The following is a 17489-nucleotide window of genomic DNA, read 5'->3' as shown; positions in this document are numbered from 1 at the left end:
TTTCAAAGCAGTAGTGGTAGGCGCAAAAACTAGAGAACTGTAAGGAGAGGGAAAATGTTCGAGCTCGTAGACAACGTCCCGCAAAGCCCGGTCATCAAAGTGATCGGTGTCGGTGGTGGTGGTGGCAACGCCGTCAACCACATGGTCAAAAGCAGCATCGAAGGTGTGGAATTCATCTGCGCCAACACCGATGCCCAGGCGCTGAAGAACATTGGCGCACGCACCATCCTGCAACTGGGGACCGGTGTGACCAAGGGCCTGGGTGCCGGTGCCAATCCGGAAGTCGGTCGTCAGGCCGCGCTGGAAGACCGTGAGCGCATCGCCGAAGTGCTGCAAGGCACCAACATGGTGTTCATCACCACTGGCATGGGCGGCGGTACCGGTACCGGTGCTGCGCCGATCATCGCCGAAGTGGCAAAGGAAATGGGCATCCTCACCGTTGCGGTGGTGACCCGTCCGTTCCCGTTCGAGGGTCGCAAGCGCATGCAGATTGCCGATGAAGGCATCCGCATGCTGGCTGAAAGCGTTGACTCGCTGATCACCATCCCCAACGAGAAGCTGCTGACCATCCTGGGCAAGGATGCAAGCCTGCTGTCTGCCTTCGCCAAGGCCGACGACGTGCTGGCTGGCGCCGTGCGCGGTATCTCCGACATCATCAAACGTCCGGGCATGATCAACGTCGACTTCGCCGACGTGCGCACCGTGATGGGCGAGATGGGCATGGCCATGATGGGCACCGGCTGCGCCAGCGGTCCTAACCGTGCTCGTGAGGCCACCGAGGCGGCGATTCGCAACCCGCTGCTCGAGGACGTCAACCTGCAGGGTGCCCGCGGTATCCTGGTGAACATCACCGCAGGTCCTGACCTGTCGCTGGGTGAGTACTCCGACGTGGGGAGCATCATCGAGGCCTTCGCCTCCGACCACGCGATGGTCAAGGTCGGCACCGTGATCGATCCTGACATGCGCGACGAGCTGCACGTCACCGTGGTCGCTACTGGCCTGGGTGCGCGCATCGAGAAGCCGGTCAAGGTCGTCGACAACACGCTGCAGACCGCACAGCAGGTGTACGAGTCCTCCAACCCGGCTCCGGTTCGCCAGGAGCAGTCGGCGGTGAACTACCGTGACCTGGAGCGTCCGACCGTGATGCGCAACCAGGCACACGCAGGCGCTGCGGCTGCGGCTAAACTCAACCCACAGGACGATCTGGACTACCTTGACATCCCGGCCTTCCTGCGTCGCCAGGCCGATTGATGGAATTTATCAGGGGTATAAGGGTGATTGGTGTTCAGCAAAGGCCGGGTCTGCTATCATTCTCAGCCTTTGTTGATACCAATTCGCAATTAGCGCTAAAGCGGCCAATGCCATGATTAGACAACGCACCCTGAAGAATACCATTCGTGCCACAGGTGTCGGCCTGCATTCCGGAGAGAAGGTCTACCTGACTCTCAAGCCAGCACCCGTGGATACCGGCATCGTTTTCCGCCGCGCTGACCTCGACCCTGTGGTCGAAATCCCGGCGCGTGCGGCCAACGTCGGCGAGACAACCATGTCGACGACGCTGGTCAACGGTGACGTCAAGGTCGATACGGTCGAGCACCTGCTCTCTGCCATGGCGGGCCTGGGCATCGATAACGCCTACGTCGAGCTCTCCGCCTCGGAAGTGCCGATCATGGATGGCAGCGCCGGTCCCTTTGTATTCCTGATTCAGTCCGCCGGCCTGGAAGAACAGGACGCCGCTAAAAAGTTCATCCGTATCCTGCGCGAAGTCAGCGTGGAGGAGGGCGACAAGCGCGCCACCTTCCTGCCCTTCGACGGGTTCAAGGTGAGCTTCGAGATCGACTTCGATCACCCGGTCCTCAAGGGCCAGACCCAGAGTGCAGTGGTTGATTTCTCCAGCACGTCGTTCGTGAAGGAAGTCAGCCGAGCACGCACCTTCGGTTTCATGCGTGACATCGAGTACCTGCGCAAGCACAACCTTGCGTTGGGTGGCAGTGTCGAGAACGCCATCGTGGTCGACGAGACCGGTGTGCTCAACGAAGACGGACTTCGCTCCGATGACGAATTCGTCAAGCACAAGATCCTCGACGCCATTGGCGACCTCTATCTGCTGGGCAACAGCCTGATCGGCGAGTTCAAGGGCTACAAGTCCGGACACGCGCTGAACAACCAGTTGCTGCGCAAGCTGATCGCAGAAACGGACGCCTGGGAAGTGGTGACTTTCGAAGATGCCAGTACGGCACCGATCTCCTACATGCGCCCTGTTGCGGCCGTGTAAGTTCGAACACTCTCTAGTTCATTGAGGCCACCTTCGGGTGGCCTTTTTTATTGGCGCGCCCATGGCCGAGCGGTGTTTGACGCCTTCGCAGATAACGCCTGGAACTTCAGGTCTTGTCGTGGGCGTGTGCTGCAAGCCGTTCCAGCGCGGCCCGCAGTTTTTCGTCATCAATGCCTTGCGCCGTCTCGCGCAGGCTTTGTGCCGCTTGTTGCGACAACTCGGTGGTGTGTGTCGGGCGCGCGGGTGCGCCAACTGGTGGTTGCACCTGGAACTTGATGCGCTGCAGGTTGGCGAAGGCTTCCATGGCTCGCAGCGTTGTCAGCAGGCGCTTCTGCTGGTAGCGCAGACGAGTTGCCCAATGGCCGTCCGTCACCACCAGGAGCAGACAGCCATCGCGCCAGGAGGCCACATGACAGTGTGCCCTGGCAGCGGGCTGCAACTGGCTTTCCAGCAAACGCTGCAGGTGCTCGAGGCGCTCGGCCTGGTTGAGCAGCAGGCGCAGCGGCCTGGCCTGGCGCAGCAAGGCGGCGGGTGGCTGGGCAGAAGGGGGTTTGTAGGCCATCGGAGTACGCATGAGGTTACAAGATTGGCAGTCTAACAGATGCCGCCAGGGCCGTTGCCTGTGCCGGACGCTTTGCCGGCAGCACCGATCCCGGGGGCGGTGCAGAGGGTGCAGGCGCAGGCCCGCCCGCGAGGAGGACAAACACGTTTCATCTCTGGCCGCCTTGAACTTGAGGAAAATGTCCCTATGTTAGAGAGGCCCCGTTTAAAGCGCTGTGCCAGCATCGTGGAAATCCACCACTTTCCTCACCAACGTTTCCGGGTAGAATGCTCGTTCGCATGCGGCCCAAGGGCTGCACGGGCGACTCACGGGGCCGCCCTCCATCCCTAAGTGTGGAAGATCCTGCCGATATGTTTGCGCCTTTGTTAAAAAAACTTTTTGGAAGCAAGAACGAGCGTGAAATCAAGCGCATGCTCAAGACGGTCAGCACCGTCAATGCCTTCGAAGAGAAGATGGTGGCCCTTTCCGACGAGCAACTGCGTGGCAAGACCGCAGAGTTCAAAGAGCGCCTGGCCAAAGGCGAAACCCTCGACCAGTTGTTGCCCGAAGCCTTCGCCGTGGCCCGTGAGGCCGGCAAGCGTGTCATGGGCATGCGCCACTTCGATGTCCAGCTGATCGGTGGCATGACCCTGCATGAGGGCATGATCGCAGAAATGCGTACCGGTGAAGGCAAGACCTTGGTCGGTACCCTGGCGGTCTACCTGAATGCGCTGTCCGGCAAGGGCGTGCATGTGGTCACGGTCAACGACTACCTGGCTCGCCGTGACGCCAACTGGATGCGTCCGCTGTATGAATTCCTCGGCCTCAAGGTGGGCATCGTCTCGGCCTTCCAGCCGCCGGAAGAAAAGCGCGCCGCCTATGCTGCCGACATCACCTACGGCACCAACAACGAATTCGGTTTCGACTACCTGCGCGACAACATGGCGTTCAGCCAGGACGAGAAGTTCCAGCGTGAGCTGAACTTCGCCGTGATCGACGAAGTCGACTCCATCCTCATCGACGAAGCGCGTACCCCGCTGATCATCTCCGGTCAGGCCGAAGACAGCTCCAAGCTGTACATCGAGATCAACCGCCTGATCCCGCGCCTGAAGCAGCACATCGAAGAAGTCGAAGGCCAGGTGACTCAAGAGGGTCACTTCACCATCGACGAGAAGAGCCGCCAGGTCGAGCTCAACGAGGCCGGTCACCAGTTCATCGAGGAGATGCTCACCCAGTCCGGCCTGCTGGCCGAAGGCGAGAGCCTCTACTCGGCCCACAACCTGGGCCTGCTCACCCATGTCTACGCGGGCTTGCGTGCGCACAAGCTGTTCCACCGCAACGTCGAGTACATCGTCCAGGACGGCCAGATCCTGCTGATCGACGAGCATACCGGCCGTACCATGCCGGGCCGTCGCCTGTCCGAAGGCCTGCACCAGGCCATCGAGGCGAAGGAAAACCTGAACATCCAGGCCGAGAGCCAGACCCTGGCTTCGACCACCTTCCAGAACTACTTCCGTCTCTACACCAAGCTGTCCGGCATGACCGGTACTGCCGACACCGAAGCGTTCGAGTTCGCCCAGATCTACAACCTCAACGTGATGGTCATTCCGCCGAACAAGCCGCTGGCACGGAAGGACTTCAACGACCTGGTCTACCTCACCGCCGACGAGAAGTACGCGGCGATCATCGCCGACATCAAGGAAAGCATGGCCAAGGGCCGTCCTGTCCTGGTGGGTACCGCGACCATCGAGACCTCCGAGCACATGTCCAACCTTCTGCAGAAGGAAGGCATCGACCACAAGGTCCTGAACGCCAAGTACCACGAGAAGGAAGCCGAGATCATCGCCCAGGCCGGTGCGCCGGGCGCCCTGACCATCGCCACCAACATGGCCGGTCGTGGTACCGACATCCTGCTGGGCGGTAACTGGGAAGCCGAAGTCGCTGCCCTGGAGAATCCGACCAGCGAGCAGATCGCGCAGATCAAGGCCGACTGGCAGAAGCGCCACCAGCAGGTGCTGGAAGCCGGTGGCCTGCACGTGATCGCCTCCGAGCGTCACGAGTCGCGTCGTATCGACAACCAGCTGCGTGGCCGTGCCGGCCGTCAGGGCGATGCCGGTTCGAGCCGCTTCTACCTGTCGCTGGAAGATAGCCTGATGCGTATCTTCGCCTCCGACCGGGTGAAGAACTTCATGAAGGCGCTGGGCATGCAATCCGGCGAAGCCATCGAGCACCGCATGGTCACCAACGCCATCGAAAAAGCGCAGCGCAAGGTCGAAGGTCGCAACTTCGACATCCGCAAGCAGCTGCTCGAATACGACGACGTGGCCAACGAGCAGCGCAAGGTGATCTACCACATGCGCAACAGCCTGCTGGCTGCCGAGAACATCGGCGACACCATCGCCGAGTTCCGCAAGGAAGTGCTCGACGCCACCATCAGCCAGCACATTCCGCCGCAGTCGCTGCCCGAGCAGTGGGACGTGGCGGGCCTTGAGGCCGCGCTGTCCAGCGACTTCGCCATGAAGCTGCCGATCCAGCAGTGGCTCGACGAGGACGATCACCTCTACGAGGAGACCCTGCGCGAGAAGCTGCTGAACGAGATCACCACCGCCTACACCGAGAAGGAAGACCAGGCCGGCATCGACGCCCTGCGCACCTTCGAGAAGCAGATTCTGCTCCGCGTGGTGGACGACCTGTGGAAAGACCACCTGTCGACCATGGATCACCTGCGTCACGGTATCCACCTGCGCGGCTACGCCCAGAAGAACCCGAAGCAGGAGTACAAGCGCGAGTCGTTCACCCTGTTCCAGGAGCTGCTCGAGTCGATCAAGCGCGACACCATCCGTGTGCTCTCGCACGTCCAGGTTCGCCGCGAAGACCCTGCCGAAGAAGAAGCCCGCCTGCGCCGCGAGGCCGAGGCACTGGCCAGCCGCATGCAGTTCCAGCACGCTGCAGCCCCAGGTCTGGAAGGCGAGCAACTGAGCGAGGAGGGCGCCGAAGTGGCTGTAGCCTCTGCGCCCGTTCGCAACGAACAGAAGCTGGGCCGCAACGAGCCGTGCTGGTGTGGTTCGGGCAAGAAGTTCAAGCATTGCCATGGTCAGATCGAGTGATTCGATCCGTCACCTGACATCTACAGGGCCGCTTGGCGGCCCATCGCGGCACAAGGCCGCTCCCACAGGCATCGCACAGAACCTGTAGGAGCGGCCTTGTGCCGCGATGGGGCGCAAAGCGGCCCCGCTTTTCGCAACTCATTCATTTTCTAGGAGCGCTCCAATGGCTGTCGGTCTCGGTCCCCTGCCTACCCTGCACCCGGTTCCCGGTTTCGAACTCGGCATCGCTTCGGCGGGCATCAAGCGCCCTGGGCGCAAGGACGTGGTGGTGATGCGCTGCGCCGAAGGCTCCAGCGTTGCCGGCGTGTTCACCCTCAACGCCTTCTGCGCCGCTCCCGTGATCCTCTCCAAGCAGCGCGTGCAGGGCACCGTGCGCTACCTGCTGACCAATACCGGTAACGCCAACGCCGGTACCGGTGCGCCGGGCCTGGCCGCCGCCGAGCGCACCTGCGCCAAGCTGGCCGAGCTGACCGGCGTGCCTGCCGAGTCCGTGCTGCCATTCTCCACCGGGGTGATCGGCGAGCCGCTGCCGGTCGAGAAGATCGAAGGCGCGCTGCAGGCTGCGCTGGACAACCTTTCGGAAAACAACTGGGCCGAAGCCGCTACTGGCATCATGACCACCGACACCCTGCCCAAGGGTGCCAGTCGTCAGTTCCAGCACGACGGCGTCACAGTAACCGTCACCGGGATCAGCAAGGGTGCGGGCATGATCCGCCCGAACATGGCCACCATGCTCGGCTACATCGCCACCGACGCCAAGGTCGCCCCGGCTGTGCTCAAGGACCTGATGCTCGACGGTGCCAACAAGTCGTTCAACCGCATCACCATCGATGGCGACACCTCGACCAACGATTGCTGCATGCTGATCGCCACCGGCAAGGCCAACTTGCCGGAGGTGACCGAGGCGAGTGGCGCGCTGTTCGAAGCGCTGCAGAAGGCCGTGTTCGACGTGTGCATGGAAGTGGCCCAGGCCATCGTCCGTGATGGCGAAGGTGCGACCAAGTTCGTGACCGTGCAGGTCAATGGCGGGGGGAATCATCAGGAGTGCCTGGATGTCGGCTATGCCGTCGCTCATTCGCCGCTGATCAAGACTGCACTGTTCGCCTCCGACCCCAACTGGGGCCGCATTCTGGCTGCCGTCGGCCGTGCAGGCGTGCCGGAGCTGGATGTCAGCCTGATCGATGTGTACCTGGACAGCGTGTGCATCGCCAGCAAGGGCGGTCGCAGCCCGAGCTACACCGAAGAGCAAGGTTCGGCGGTGATGGCCCAGGAAGAGATCACCATTCGTATCGAACTGGGTCGCGGCCAGTGCAGCGAAACCATCTGGACCACTGATCTGTCCCACGAGTACGTTAAGATCAACGCCGAATACCGTACCTGATCCACCCAAGGCCGCTGCCACAGGCTCGAAGGGGACCTGTGGAGCGGCCTTGTGTCGCGATGGGCTGCGCAGCAGCCCTGAATCCAAAGAGCAATGGAGCCGAACCATGAGCTATCACCTGATCATCGGCGACAAGCTGTATTCTTCCTGGTCGCTGCGCGGCGCCCTGGCCCTTGAGCTGGCAGGTGTCGGTTATGACGAGACACTGATCAAACTCAACCAGCCTGATACCCGCAAGCGCATTCTCGAATTCTCGGCCACCGGCAAGGTGCCGCTGCTCAAGACCGAGCACGGCGTGATCGCCGACTCCCTGGCCATCGCCGAATACCTCAACGAACAGCACCCCGAGGCGCAGCTCTGGCCGGTGGAGGTCGCTGCGCGTGCCCAGGCGCGCTCGGCGTGTGCGCAGATGCACAGTGGTTTCTTCGCCTTGCGCGGTGCGATGCCGTTCGATCTGTCGCGCGATCAGGCGTTGGATAGCGTGCCGCTCGAAGTGCAGGTCGATATCGACCGCATCGTCGCCTTGTGGGGCGAGTGCCGCCTGATGGCCAAGGACGGCGGCCCGTTCCTGTTCGGACGGCCTACGCTGGCCGATGCTTTCTTCGCCCCGGTGGCGGTGCGTTTGCGTACCTACCGTGTGCAAGTGCCCGCGCAGGCTGCGGCGTATATCGAAACGATCTACAACTGGCAGGCCTTCCAGGCCTGGCAGAAGGCGGGCTTGATGGAGTGTAACGGGTGAAACGGATCCATGTAGTTGCAGCCGTCATTCGCGGCGTCGACGGGCGCATCCTCATCGCGCGCCGCGCCGATACTCAGCACCAGGGCGGCCTGTGGGAATTTCCCGGCGGCAAGGTGGAAGAGAGCGAGGGCGTCGAGGCCGCACTGGCCCGTGAGCTGCACGAGGAGCTGGGTATCGTCGTCAGCGCCTCTCGGCCGCTGATCAAGGTCAGCCATGACTACCCGGACAAGCAGGTGCTGCTGGACGTGCGCGAGGTGTCGGCTTTCACCGGCGAGCTCCATGGCGCCGAGGGCCAGCCATTGGCGTGGGTTGCTCCGCGAGACCTGGACCAGTATGCATTTCCCGAGGCCAATAAACCGATCGTGGCGGCCACGCGCCTGCCGGACCAGTACCTGATCACCCCGGATGGGCTCGATACCCCGGCGTTGCTGCGCGGTATCCAGAAGGCAGTGGCCTCTGGCATCAGGTTGATCCAGTTGCGCGCGCCAGACATGTACGACCCCAAGTACCGCGATGTGGCGGTCGATGCGGTGGGGCTCTGTGCAGGCAAGGCCCTGCTGATGCTCAAGGGGCCACTGGAGTGGCTGGGTGATTTCCCATCCGCAGGTTGGCACCTGACGGCGGCGCAATTGCGCAAGTACGCTGCCAAGGGGCGACCGTTCCCGCAGAATCGCTGGCTGGCGGCGTCCTGCCATAGCGCCGAGGAGCTCGAGCTGGCACGGCAGATGGGAGTGGACTTTGTCACTCTGTCGCCAGTACAGCCTACCCAGACCCACCCCGAGGCCACGCCGATTGGTTGGGAGGAGGCGCAGCGCTTGATTGCAGGCTTCAACCAGCCAGTGTTCCTGCTGGGCGGGGTCGGGCCGGGTGAGCGTGAGCGGGCCCGTGAGGCGGGTGCTCAAGGTGTTGCCGGGATTCGGGCGTTCTGGCCTCAAGCCTGAGTCGTATCCGGGGCCGCTTTGCGGCCCCGATGGTCTCAGCCTTGCGGCTTCTCGGCAGGCTGCCACAGCACCTCGGCCACTCCCTGGCGTCGGCCGATGATCCGCGCTGCGACAAACAGCAGGTCCGACAACCGGTTGATATAGGCCAACCCCACCCCCTCAAGCGGCTCGACGGCATTCAACTGCTGGCAGCGCCGCTCCGCCCCCCGCGCCTGGGCGCGACACACATGGGCCTGGGCCACCAGCGCCGAGCCGCTGGGCAGAATGAAGTTCTTCAATGGCCCCAACTCCTCGTTCCACCTATCGATGACCGCTTCCAGGCGCTGCACTTCGGCCTGGTCCAGCGCCTGGTAACTGGGCATCGCCAGCTCGCCGCCGAGGTCGAACAGACGATGCTGACAAGGCGCCAACACCTCGCTCAGCTCATCCAGGCCTTGCTCGGCCAGCCCGGCGAGCAGCACGCCCAACTGGCTGTTGAGCATGTCCACCTCGCCGATGGCCTCGATGCGCGGATGGTCCTTGGGGACGCGGCGACCGTCGCCAAGGCCGGTCTCGCCCTTGTCGCCGGTGCGGGTGTAGATCTTCGACAGGCGATAGCCCATGTCATGCCTCCGTCTTGGCCGGGGGCATGGCCCCCAGCTGGCTCAAGGGCAGGCGCAGGGTGAAGCAGGTGCCTTGGCCTGGGGTGGAGTGCACCTCCATCTGCCCTTTGTGGTTGTTGGTGATGATGAAGTACGAGACCGAAAGGCCCAGACCGGTGCCCTGGCCGATCTCCTTGGTGGTGAAGAACGGCTCGAAGGTGCGCTTGCGCACCGACTCGGGCATGCCGATGCCGTTATCTTCGACCTGGATTTCGGCCCATGGCGGGTTGAGGCGGGTGCGCAGGGTGATACGCCCCGGTTCGCTGGGCGCCGTGCGCTGATGGATGGCCTGGGCGGCGTTCTTCAGCAGGTTGAGCAGCACTTGTTCCAGCTCGTTGGCGGTGCAGGGCACGGGGCCGAGTTCGGGGTCGAACTGACGGACGATGGCCTGGCCCTTGAAGTCGAAGCCCTCCGTCAGGTCGAAGTCGTTGCCGGCGATCTCCACCGCCTGGTCGATCAAGGCGGGCAGGTTGCAAGGCGCCAGTTGGCGGTTGCTGCGGCGGCTGAAGCTGAGCATGTGGGTGACGATCTTCGCGGCCCGCGCGCCGGCCTGCTGGATGCCGTCGAGCAATTGCGGCACCTCGCGGCCGTCCAGGTAGCGGTTGATGCTGGCCAGGTCGATGCCCAGTTCGTCGGCCTGCTCCTGATTGCGCGGCAGTTCCGGCGACAGGCGTCGACGAATGTTCTGCACGTTGTGCAGGATTGCGCCCAGCGGGTTGTTGATCTCGTGGGCCATGCCTGCGGCCAGGCCGCCGACCGAGAGCATCTTTTCCGATTGCACCATCATTTCTTCCAGCGACAGGCGCTGGGTGATGTCGTCGATGCGGATCACCACCCCACGCCCGCCGCCGCCGGTCAGCGGATAGAACGTGAGCGCGTAGTGGCGTGGCTCGTCGTCCTTGGGCCAGGTCACCCGCTCGACCTTCGCTACCCGGTGTTTTTCCACCGTCTCCTTGAGCTGTGGCAGGAATGGTTTGAGTGGCTCGAAAGCGATGAAGATCGGCTGGTTCAGCGCCTCGTCCAACGGCGTTCCGGAAAGCGAGGTGGCTTCCTGGTTCCATTGCGTGACGTAGAGCTGCTCGTCGAGGGCGATCAGTGCCGAAGGCATGGAGTCGATGATGCTGTTCAGGTAGTTCTGGAAGCCTGTCAGCTTTTTCTCGATCTTGCTGCGCACCTGAACTTCCAGTTCCAGCTTGCGGTTGGTGTGGCGGGTTTCCTCGGCCAGGCCCTGGGCCTGGTCGAAAGCCGACTGGAATTCGTCGCGGGCACGCTTGAGCTGGTCTTCGCGCGCTTCGATACGCGACAGCATGGTGTTGAACGCTTCGGCAAGGCTGCCGATTTCGTCGTCGTTGCCCCGTTGCGCACGCAGGGCGTAGCTCTCCTCGCGGGTCACCTGGCGCGAGAGCTCCTCGAGGCTGTTGATCGGCTGGGTGATCAGGCGCTTGATCTGCCGGGCGATGATCAGCCACAGCAGAATGCTGAACACCAGGATCGCCAGGCTGGCAGACAGGGTGCCGGTATAGAACGCAACCGGCAATTCGCTGCTGGCCACCAGCAGCAGGTGCGCGGGCGGGCTGCCTGGACGGGGCAGGGCGATCAGCTGGGTGCTGCGAAACTCGGTGAGGCGCCAGCCGTCGATGTTGCGGTAGCGCTTGGGCATGCTCAGTGGCTGGCCATGTTGCAGTTGGGCCAGCAGGCGCCCGTCGCTGGCATACACGGCGGCGGCGCGCAGGGGTGAATAGCTGTCGAGCTCCTTGAGCAAGGCGCTGGCGGCTTCTGGACTGTCGCTGGCGCGCGCGGAAAGCTGTGGGTTGGCGACCAACCGGCCGATGGTCTGTAGCGCCTGGGGAGCCATGCTTTCCTGGGTGATCCAGTAGGCGGCGCTGATGAAGGCCAGGTTGGCCACCAGCAGGATGGTGACCAGCAGCACCAGCAGGGCGGCCAGCAGTTTTTGCCCGACCGGGAGGTTTTCCAGGCGTTGGCGCAGGGTCATGGGCGAGGTGATGTCCGTGTCGGTGGGTGGGCAGCGTCAGTCGCTGGGCAGGTTGCGTGCCTGCAGGTTATCGACCAGGCGTTGGCGCAGGTGTTCCAGGCCGGGTGTCGCTTGGCCATGCCGGGCGGCAACGTTGCAGGCATGACCAAGCAGGTAGTGCAGCTCGGTACGTCGGCCTGCGCGCACGTCCTGGTACATCGAAGAGTAGTTGGCCGCGGTCGCCACGATCACCCGCTGGACGTCTTCGGCCAGGTTTTCCGCCGCTTGCGCTTGCCCGGCACTGCGCAGGAGGGTGCTCAGTTCCACGCACAGTTCGTCGACTTCAGGCAGGTGACCAAGCAGCCCGCCATTCTGGCAGTCGTAAAGCACCGTCAGCGGGTTGATGGCGCAATTAAGTGCAAGCTTGCGCCACAGGCGGGTGAGTATGTCCAGCGACCACTCGGCCGGGATGCCGGCCTCGCTCAGATCGCCGAACCATTCGGGGACGCCAGGGTTGCCCGGATCGCCCAGCCAGTTGAAGCCCTGGCCAGCGAACCGCACCTGCCAGTCGCGCTCGCGGAACGCACCTTCGGTGCTGGAGGCGAAGATACAGCGGGCGTGGGGAGCCTGCTCGGCCACTTCATCCTGGCTGCCGAGGCCGTTCTGCAGCAGGACCAGCTCAGCACCTTCGGCCAGCCGCGGCGCCAGGCGCGCGATGGCAGGCGCGGCGTCGTAGGCCTTGCACGCCAGCAGCAGGCGGTGGATAGGGCCTTCGCCCTCGCAGGTCTGTGCCGGAATGGCGAATTGTGTTGTCTGGTGCTGTTCGATCAGGGTCAGGCCGCCTTCGGCTTCATAAGCTGCCAGGCGCTGTTCGTCGCGCAGCACCAGGCGCACGGCCTTGCCCGCCCGTGCCAGGCGGCAGGCCCAGAGGCTGCCGAGGCTTCCGGCGCCGAGAATATGCCAGGTGCTGCTCATCTGCGTTTCGCAACCCGTTATAATGAGCCCGCATTTTAACCATCAAACCCGACGCGCTCCATCTTCAAGCCGAGCGCGCTTTTATTTTATGGAGAACAACCATGCCTTCGTTCGACGTGGTATCGGAACTGGACAAGCACGAAGTGCAGAACGCGGTCGAAAACGCCATCAAGGAGCTCGATCGCCGCTACGACCTCAAGGGCAAGGGCAGCTTCGAGTTCAAGGACAAGGAGCAGACCGTGATGCTCACTGCCGAAGCCGAATTCCAGCTCGAGGCGATGATCGAAATCCTGCGCCTGGCGCTGGTCAAGCGCAAGATCGACGTCAAGTGCCTGGAAACCAAGGATCCCTATGCTTCCGGCAAGGAAATGAAACAGGAAGCCAAGTTCCGCGAGGGCATCGACAAGGAGCTGGCGAAGAAGATCGTCGCCCATATCAAGGATGCCAAGCTCAAGGTCCAGGCCGCCATCCAGGGCGAGCAGGTACGGGTCACCGGCAAGAAGCGCGACGACCTGCAGGAAGCCATCGCTGCCCTGCGCGCCAAGGAATTCGACATGCCGCTGCAGTTCAACAACTTCCGCGACTGATTCTGCGGGGCAGGAACCTTGATGGCACACCAATGTCCATCGCTTCCTGCGACCGCTGAATGTCCGGCGGTCTGCTTTACTGTGCACGTGTCGTTCGACATCAGGAGATGAACATGGATTTGAACGCTGAAGTCGATCAACTGGTACGCCAGTCCGAGACTTGGATTCCCTTGATCATGGCGTACGGCAGTCGTTTGTTGCTGGCGCTGCTGACCCTGGCGATCGGCTGGTGGATCACCAACAAGATCAGTGATCGATTGGCCAGGCTCGTCGGCCTGCGGGTGGCTGACCCGGCGTTGCAGGGTTTCATCCGCACGCTGTCCAACATCGTGCTCAAGGTGATGCTGGCGATCAGCGTGGCGTCGATGATCGGCATCGAAACCACCTCGTTCGTCGCTGCCATGGGTGGTGCCGTGCTGGCCATCGGCCTGGCCTTGCAGGGCAGCCTGGCAAACTTTGCCGGTGGCGTGCTGATCCTGCTGTTCCGCCCGTTCCGCATCGGCGACTGGATCGAGGCCCAGGGTGTGAGCGGGACCGTCGACAGCATCCAGATCTTCCACACCGTGCTGCGTAGCGGTGATAACAAGACGGTCATTCTGCCTAACGGCACCTTGTCCAACGGCATCATCGTCAACACCAACCGCCAGCCGACGCGCAAGGTCGTGTTCGACGTGGGTGTGGACTACGAGGCCGACCTGCAGAAGGCGCGCAACGTGCTGCTGGAGCTGGCGCAGGACCCTCGGGTGCTGCCCGACCCAGCGCCTCAGGCGGTGGTTGCAACGCTTGGCGACAGTTCGATCACCGTGTCGCTGCGCCTGTGGACCAAGACTGCCGACTACTGGGACGTGATGTTCATGCTCAATGAGCAGGCGCGGGATCGCCTGAAGGCCGAGGGGATCGACATTCCCTTCCCGCAGCGGGTGATTCGCGTGGTGCAGGAGACTGCCGCGCAGTAACCCAAGCTGTACAACGGGGCCCCTGCAGGGGCCCTTGTTTTTTGCGCCTTACACTTGTTCACAGCCAAAGCCGGTGATTTCTGGCATATAGCCTGACCCCTTCTGTCTGCACCCGAAACGCCATCATGAAACCATTGTTGTATATCACTCCTCTGCGGGCCCTGTTGTTCGGCCTGACCCTTGCCCTGTTCGAACTGCTGACCTACCTGGCCAGCGATGCCGTCATGCCTGCCATGCCGGTGGTGGTCGACGATCTCAAGGCCAGCCCTGAATTCATTCCGCACGCCCTGAACCTCTACCTGCTTGGCGGCGTAGTGCTGCAGTGGCTGATCGGCCCGCTGGCCGACCGCTATGGCCGCCGTCCACTGCTGCTGACCGGCTGCGCCTTCTTTGGTGTGGCATGCCTTGCGACCTTCTGGGTGCACGATATCGGCCTGTTCAATCTGCTGCGCCTGCTGCAGGGCATTGGCCTGGGCTTCGTGGTGACGGTGAGCTATCCGGCGCTCAACGAGGCGTTCAGCGAGGCTGACGCGGTGCGGATGATGGCGCTGCTGGCCAACATTGCGCTGCTCTCGCCGTTGCTCGGGCCGCTGGTGGGGACGTTGATGCTGCAGTGGCTCGACTGGCGCTGGCTGTTCGTCGCCTTCGCGGTGGGCGCGGTGCTGTGCTGGGGGCTGCTGTATCGCCTGATGCCTGAAACGCTCGGGGTCGAGCGCCGTGATGGCTCGCGCCTGGCCTTCACGCCCATCCACCTATTGCCCTTGCTGGCCGGTTACGCGCAGTTGCTGGGCAACCGTCGTTTTGTGGCTGGCAGCGCGGCATTGGGTTTGGTGGGCTTGCCGCTGATCGGCTGGATCGGCCTGTCGCCGGTCCTGCTGATTCATGACGAGGGGCTGAGCACCCTGGAATACGCGCTGTGGCAGTTACCGGTGTTTGGTGGACTGATCCTCGGCAACCTCATCATCAATCGTATTGCGGATCGTTATCCGCTGCCTGCGCTGGTGCGCGGTGCCCTGTGGCCGTACCTGGCCGGGTTGTGCCTGATGGTGCTGGCGACCTGGTTGTGGCCGACGGTGACCAGTGTGGTCGCTGGCATGTCGCTCTATGCACTGGGGTTGGGTGTGGCCAACGCGGTGCTGTACCGCATGACGCTGTTCTCCAGCGAGCAGAGCAAGGGGCTGGTGTCGGCGATGCTGGGGATGATCACCATCGCCTTGCTGGGGCTGGGGGGCGCGGTGTTGGCGATGCTGGGTGCAGGGGCGAGCTTGTTGCACTTTGCCTTGGGTGCAGGGATTGCCGGGGCGCTGGCGCTGTGGCCGTTGTGGTTCGTGGTGGGCGGTCGGCCTGGGGAAGGGGCTGTCGTTCAGTAGGCTTGAAAACGGCGTCGTCCTTTTCGCGGGCTTGCCCGCGAAAAGGATCAGGTGACTGTCAGGGCTGCTCGGTCACCGAGTTCTCTGCCTGCGCCTGCTTGCCGCGTCCCACTTCCTGGCGCCAGTGCAGCGCGATCAGGATCAGCGTGGGCACGCCCAGCAGGGCGGTGATCATGAAGAAGTTGTGATAGCCGAACTTCTCGACCATTACCCCTGAATAGCCGCCGATCAGCCGCGGCAGCAACAGCATGATCGAGCTCAGCAGTGCGTACTGGGTAGCCGAGAACTTCAGGTTGGTCAGGCTCGACAGGTAGGCAACGAACGCCGAGGTCGCCATGCCGGAGCTGAAGTTGTCCAGCGAGATGGTCACCACCAGCATTTCCAGGTTCGGCCCCATGTCGGCCAGCATCACGAACAGGATGTTGGTACCTGCCGACGCCACGCCGCCGATGAACAGGATCGGCAGGATGCCGAAGCGCACGATCAGCAGCCCGCCGACACCGGCACCGACCAGGGTCATGATCAGGCCGAAGATCTTGCTGACGCTGGCGATCTGGTCCTTGGTGAAGCCCATGTCGATGTAGAACACGTTGGCCATGACGCCCATCACGGTGTCCGACATCCGGTACGTGGCGATCAGCCCCAGCAACAGCAAGGCCTGCCAGCGGTAGCGGACGATGAAGTCGTTGACCGGCGTGAGTACCGGCGCCAGGCCGCGGCGGCCCATGGAAGACAGGCAGGCCCAGGTCAGCAGTGCATAGAGGATCAGGCGCAGGAAGGCGCGGTCTTCGAGCAGCAGGTCGAGCATGGTCGAGTCGCCGAACACCACGCTGGCCCAGTCGGTGTTGAACATCTGGGTGAAGCTGGCGGGCACCGACACCAGCAGGATGATCAGCACGAACACCGACACCAGCTGATGCATCAACCCGTAGCGCGCCGCCGACAGCTGCGTGCGCAACGGCACGGGAGGTTCACGCATCACCAGGGTCGTGAACAGCGCCGGCAGCATGAGGATGCCGAACAGCACGTAAGTGCCGGTCCAGGCTTTGTGCAGGTAGCTGAAACCGGTGGAGCCGAACCATTCGGCGAAGAACAGCGCGCCAGCGGTGGCCAGTAGTGCCGCGACCCGATAGCCAGCCATGTAGCTGGCGGCGAGGGCAGCCTGGCGCTGGTCATCGGCGATTTCCAGGCGGTAGGCGTCGACGGCGATGTCCTGGGTGGCCGAGGCGAAGGCCACCAGCACCGCCAGGGCGATCAGCCAGGACAGGTGTTTCTGCGGATCGCACAGGCCCATGCCCATGAGCCCTACGACGACCAGCACCTGCGACAGCAGCAGCCACGAGCGACGCCGTCCCATGCCGCCGAGCAGCGGCAGGCGCCATTGGTCGAGCAGCGGCGACCAGACCCATTTGAACGCGTAGGCCAGACCGATCAGGCTGGCATAGCCGATGGTCTCGCGGGCGACACCGGCTTCGCGCAGCCACACCGAAAGCGTTGAAAACACCAGCATGTAGGGCAGGCCGGCGGCGAAACCGAGCAACAACAGCACCAAGGTCGACGGGCTGGCATAGGCAGCGAGCGCAGCGCGCCAGGTTTTACGGGGCATGGGCCAACATCTGCCTCAAGTTTGCGAAAACAAAGCGCGCACTCTAACCGCTGTGCTCCATTGGGCGCCAGCCATGGCGCGACATATCCACTCGATTATTGGTCACATTCACGCCCTCTGCGCGCAGCCTGGCGCGTTGTTCGTCGCCCGACGGCGTACCCAGCGCGAGGCTCAGGCGGCCACCGGCCCCGAGCACCCGGTGCCACGGCAGGCGTGTGTCAGACGGCAGTTGCCCGAGGGTGCGCCCGACCCAGCGTGCAGCGCGGCCAAGGCCGGCCAGTTCCGCCAATTGGCCGTAACTGATCACCTTGCCAGCCGGCACTTGGCCGAGGACCGAATACAGTGCCATTCGTCGGGCTTCGGGATCGTCCGGATGCGGAATCGATTGATCAGACATC

The 17489-nt window shown here is 63.2% G+C and carries 15 protein-coding genes; 9 read left to right on the top strand and 6 right to left on the bottom strand.

Annotated elements, in window-relative coordinates:
- The first annotated feature begins 54 nt into the window (after window positions 1–54).
- A complete protein-coding gene (gene ftsZ, locus IAE40_RS17025) occupies window positions 55–1251 on the top strand; it encodes a cell division protein FtsZ (RefSeq protein ID WP_054894013.1) in 1197 nt (398 codons plus the stop codon).
- A gap of 112 nt (window positions 1252–1363) precedes the next feature.
- The gene (lpxC, locus tag IAE40_RS17020; RefSeq protein WP_054894014.1) at window positions 1364–2275 is read left to right on the top strand and encodes a UDP-3-O-acyl-N-acetylglucosamine deacetylase; all 912 of its coding nucleotides are present in this window, start codon (window positions 1364–1366) and stop codon (window positions 2273–2275) included.
- 106 nt (window positions 2276–2381) lie between these two features.
- Here the strand turns inward: lpxC and IAE40_RS17015 are convergent, their stop codons facing one another.
- On the bottom strand, window positions 2382–2837 hold the full coding sequence (locus IAE40_RS17015) for a DUF721 domain-containing protein (protein WP_063546007.1): 456 nt from the start codon (window positions 2835–2837) through the stop codon (window positions 2382–2384).
- A gap of 350 nt (window positions 2838–3187) precedes the next feature.
- Between IAE40_RS17015 and secA the strand changes: the two genes are divergently transcribed.
- The 4 genes from secA (at window position 3188) to IAE40_RS16995 (ending at window position 8984) form a co-directional block, all read left to right on the top strand.
- Window positions 3188–5923, top strand: a complete 2736-nt coding sequence (secA, locus tag IAE40_RS17010) for a preprotein translocase subunit SecA (protein WP_063546006.1) — start codon at window positions 3188–3190, stop codon at window positions 5921–5923.
- Between the two features lie 163 nt (window positions 5924–6086).
- A complete protein-coding gene (gene argJ / locus IAE40_RS17005) occupies window positions 6087–7304 on the top strand; it encodes a bifunctional glutamate N-acetyltransferase/amino-acid acetyltransferase ArgJ (protein WP_200603577.1) in 1218 nt (405 codons plus the stop codon).
- Between the two features lie 106 nt (window positions 7305–7410).
- A complete protein-coding gene (locus IAE40_RS17000; RefSeq protein ID WP_054894018.1) occupies window positions 7411–8043 on the top strand; it encodes a glutathione S-transferase family protein in 633 nt (210 codons plus the stop codon).
- Window positions 8040–8984, top strand: a complete 945-nt coding sequence (locus IAE40_RS16995; RefSeq protein ID WP_197891852.1) for a Nudix family hydrolase — start codon at window positions 8040–8042, stop codon at window positions 8982–8984. Before IAE40_RS17000 ends, IAE40_RS16995 begins: the two co-directional genes overlap by 4 nt.
- A gap of 35 nt (window positions 8985–9019) precedes the next feature.
- On the opposite strand, the gene IAE40_RS16990 is transcribed toward IAE40_RS16995, so the two are convergent.
- The 3 genes from IAE40_RS16990 to IAE40_RS16980 are packed head-to-tail and all read right to left on the bottom strand — an operon-like array spanning window position 9020 to window position 12572.
- Complete coding sequence (locus tag IAE40_RS16990; RefSeq protein ID WP_063546002.1) at window positions 9020–9586, bottom strand: cob(I)yrinic acid a,c-diamide adenosyltransferase; 567 nt, start codon at window positions 9584–9586, stop codon at window positions 9020–9022.
- Between the two features lies 1 nt (window position 9587).
- A complete protein-coding gene (locus tag IAE40_RS16985) occupies window positions 9588–11618 on the bottom strand; it encodes an ATP-binding protein (RefSeq protein WP_200603576.1) in 2031 nt (676 codons plus the stop codon).
- A gap of 36 nt (window positions 11619–11654) precedes the next feature.
- Entirely contained in the window at window positions 11655–12572 is a 918-nt protein-coding gene (locus IAE40_RS16980; protein WP_153773181.1) for a putative 2-dehydropantoate 2-reductase, read from the bottom strand.
- A gap of 101 nt (window positions 12573–12673) precedes the next feature.
- On the opposite strand from IAE40_RS16980, the gene IAE40_RS16975 reads away from it, so the two are divergent.
- From IAE40_RS16975 to IAE40_RS16965, 3 genes are all read left to right on the top strand, one after another.
- Entirely contained in the window at window positions 12674–13159 is a 486-nt protein-coding gene (locus tag IAE40_RS16975) for a YajQ family cyclic di-GMP-binding protein (protein WP_054894023.1), read from the top strand.
- 113 nt (window positions 13160–13272) lie between these two features.
- Window positions 13273–14115 carry a mechanosensitive ion channel family protein gene (locus IAE40_RS16970; RefSeq protein ID WP_054894024.1) on the top strand — a complete coding sequence of 281 codons (843 nt, stop codon included), beginning with the start codon at window positions 13273–13275 and terminating at the stop codon, window positions 14113–14115.
- 125 nt (window positions 14116–14240) lie between these two features.
- Window positions 14241–15485, top strand: coding sequence for an MFS transporter (locus IAE40_RS16965; RefSeq protein ID WP_054894025.1), 1245 nt, complete (start codon window positions 14241–14243; stop codon window positions 15483–15485).
- Window positions 15486–15543: 58 nt separating this feature from the next.
- Here the strand turns inward: IAE40_RS16965 and IAE40_RS16960 are convergent, their stop codons facing one another.
- Window positions 15544–17091: an AmpG family muropeptide MFS transporter gene (locus IAE40_RS16960; RefSeq protein WP_054893837.1), complete on the bottom strand. Its 1548-nt coding sequence runs from the start codon at window positions 17089–17091 to the stop codon at window positions 15544–15546.
- A 43-nt stretch (window positions 17092–17134) separates the two neighbouring features.
- Entirely contained in the window at window positions 17135–17488 is a 354-nt protein-coding gene (locus IAE40_RS16955; protein ID WP_153773180.1) for an MGMT family protein, read from the bottom strand.
- Between the last annotated feature and the right edge of the window lies 1 nt (window position 17489).

It is taken from the genome of Pseudomonas sp. S44 (genome assembly GCF_016624805.1).
Taxonomy (GTDB): domain Bacteria; phylum Pseudomonadota; class Gammaproteobacteria; order Pseudomonadales; family Pseudomonadaceae; genus Aquipseudomonas; species Aquipseudomonas machongensis.
The sequence above is the reverse complement of the archived record's forward strand: the minus strand, read 5'-3'. Positions and strand labels throughout refer to the sequence as shown.

Coding starts and splice junctions, on each gene's coding strand:
- IAE40_RS16970 (WP_054894024.1), top strand. CDS start 13,273: ATGGATTTGAACGCTGAAGTCGATCAACTGGTACGCCAGTCCGAGACT.
- IAE40_RS17000 (WP_054894018.1), top strand. CDS start 7,411: ATGAGCTATCACCTGATCATCGGCGACAAGCTGTATTCTTCCTGGTCG.
- IAE40_RS17015 (WP_063546007.1), bottom strand. CDS start 2,837: ATGGCCTACAAACCCCCTTCTGCCCAGCCACCCGCCGCCTTGCTGCGC.
- secA (WP_063546006.1), top strand. CDS start 3,188: ATGTTTGCGCCTTTGTTAAAAAAACTTTTTGGAAGCAAGAACGAGCGT.
- IAE40_RS16965 (WP_054894025.1), top strand. CDS start 14,241: ATGAAACCATTGTTGTATATCACTCCTCTGCGGGCCCTGTTGTTCGGC.
- IAE40_RS16980 (WP_153773181.1), bottom strand. CDS start 12,572: ATGAGCAGCACCTGGCATATTCTCGGCGCCGGAAGCCTCGGCAGCCTC.
- IAE40_RS16975 (WP_054894023.1), top strand. CDS start 12,674: ATGCCTTCGTTCGACGTGGTATCGGAACTGGACAAGCACGAAGTGCAG.
- ftsZ (WP_054894013.1), top strand. CDS start 55: ATGTTCGAGCTCGTAGACAACGTCCCGCAAAGCCCGGTCATCAAAGTG.
- argJ (WP_200603577.1), top strand. CDS start 6,087: ATGGCTGTCGGTCTCGGTCCCCTGCCTACCCTGCACCCGGTTCCCGGT.
- lpxC (WP_054894014.1), top strand. CDS start 1,364: ATGATTAGACAACGCACCCTGAAGAATACCATTCGTGCCACAGGTGTC.
- IAE40_RS16960 (WP_054893837.1), bottom strand. CDS start 17,091: ATGCCCCGTAAAACCTGGCGCGCTGCGCTCGCTGCCTATGCCAGCCCG.
- IAE40_RS16990 (WP_063546002.1), bottom strand. CDS start 9,586: ATGGGCTATCGCCTGTCGAAGATCTACACCCGCACCGGCGACAAGGGC.
- IAE40_RS16985 (WP_200603576.1), bottom strand. CDS start 11,618: ATGACCCTGCGCCAACGCCTGGAAAACCTCCCGGTCGGGCAAAAACTG.
- IAE40_RS16955 (WP_153773180.1), bottom strand. CDS start 17,488: ATGTCTGATCAATCGATTCCGCATCCGGACGATCCCGAAGCCCGACGA.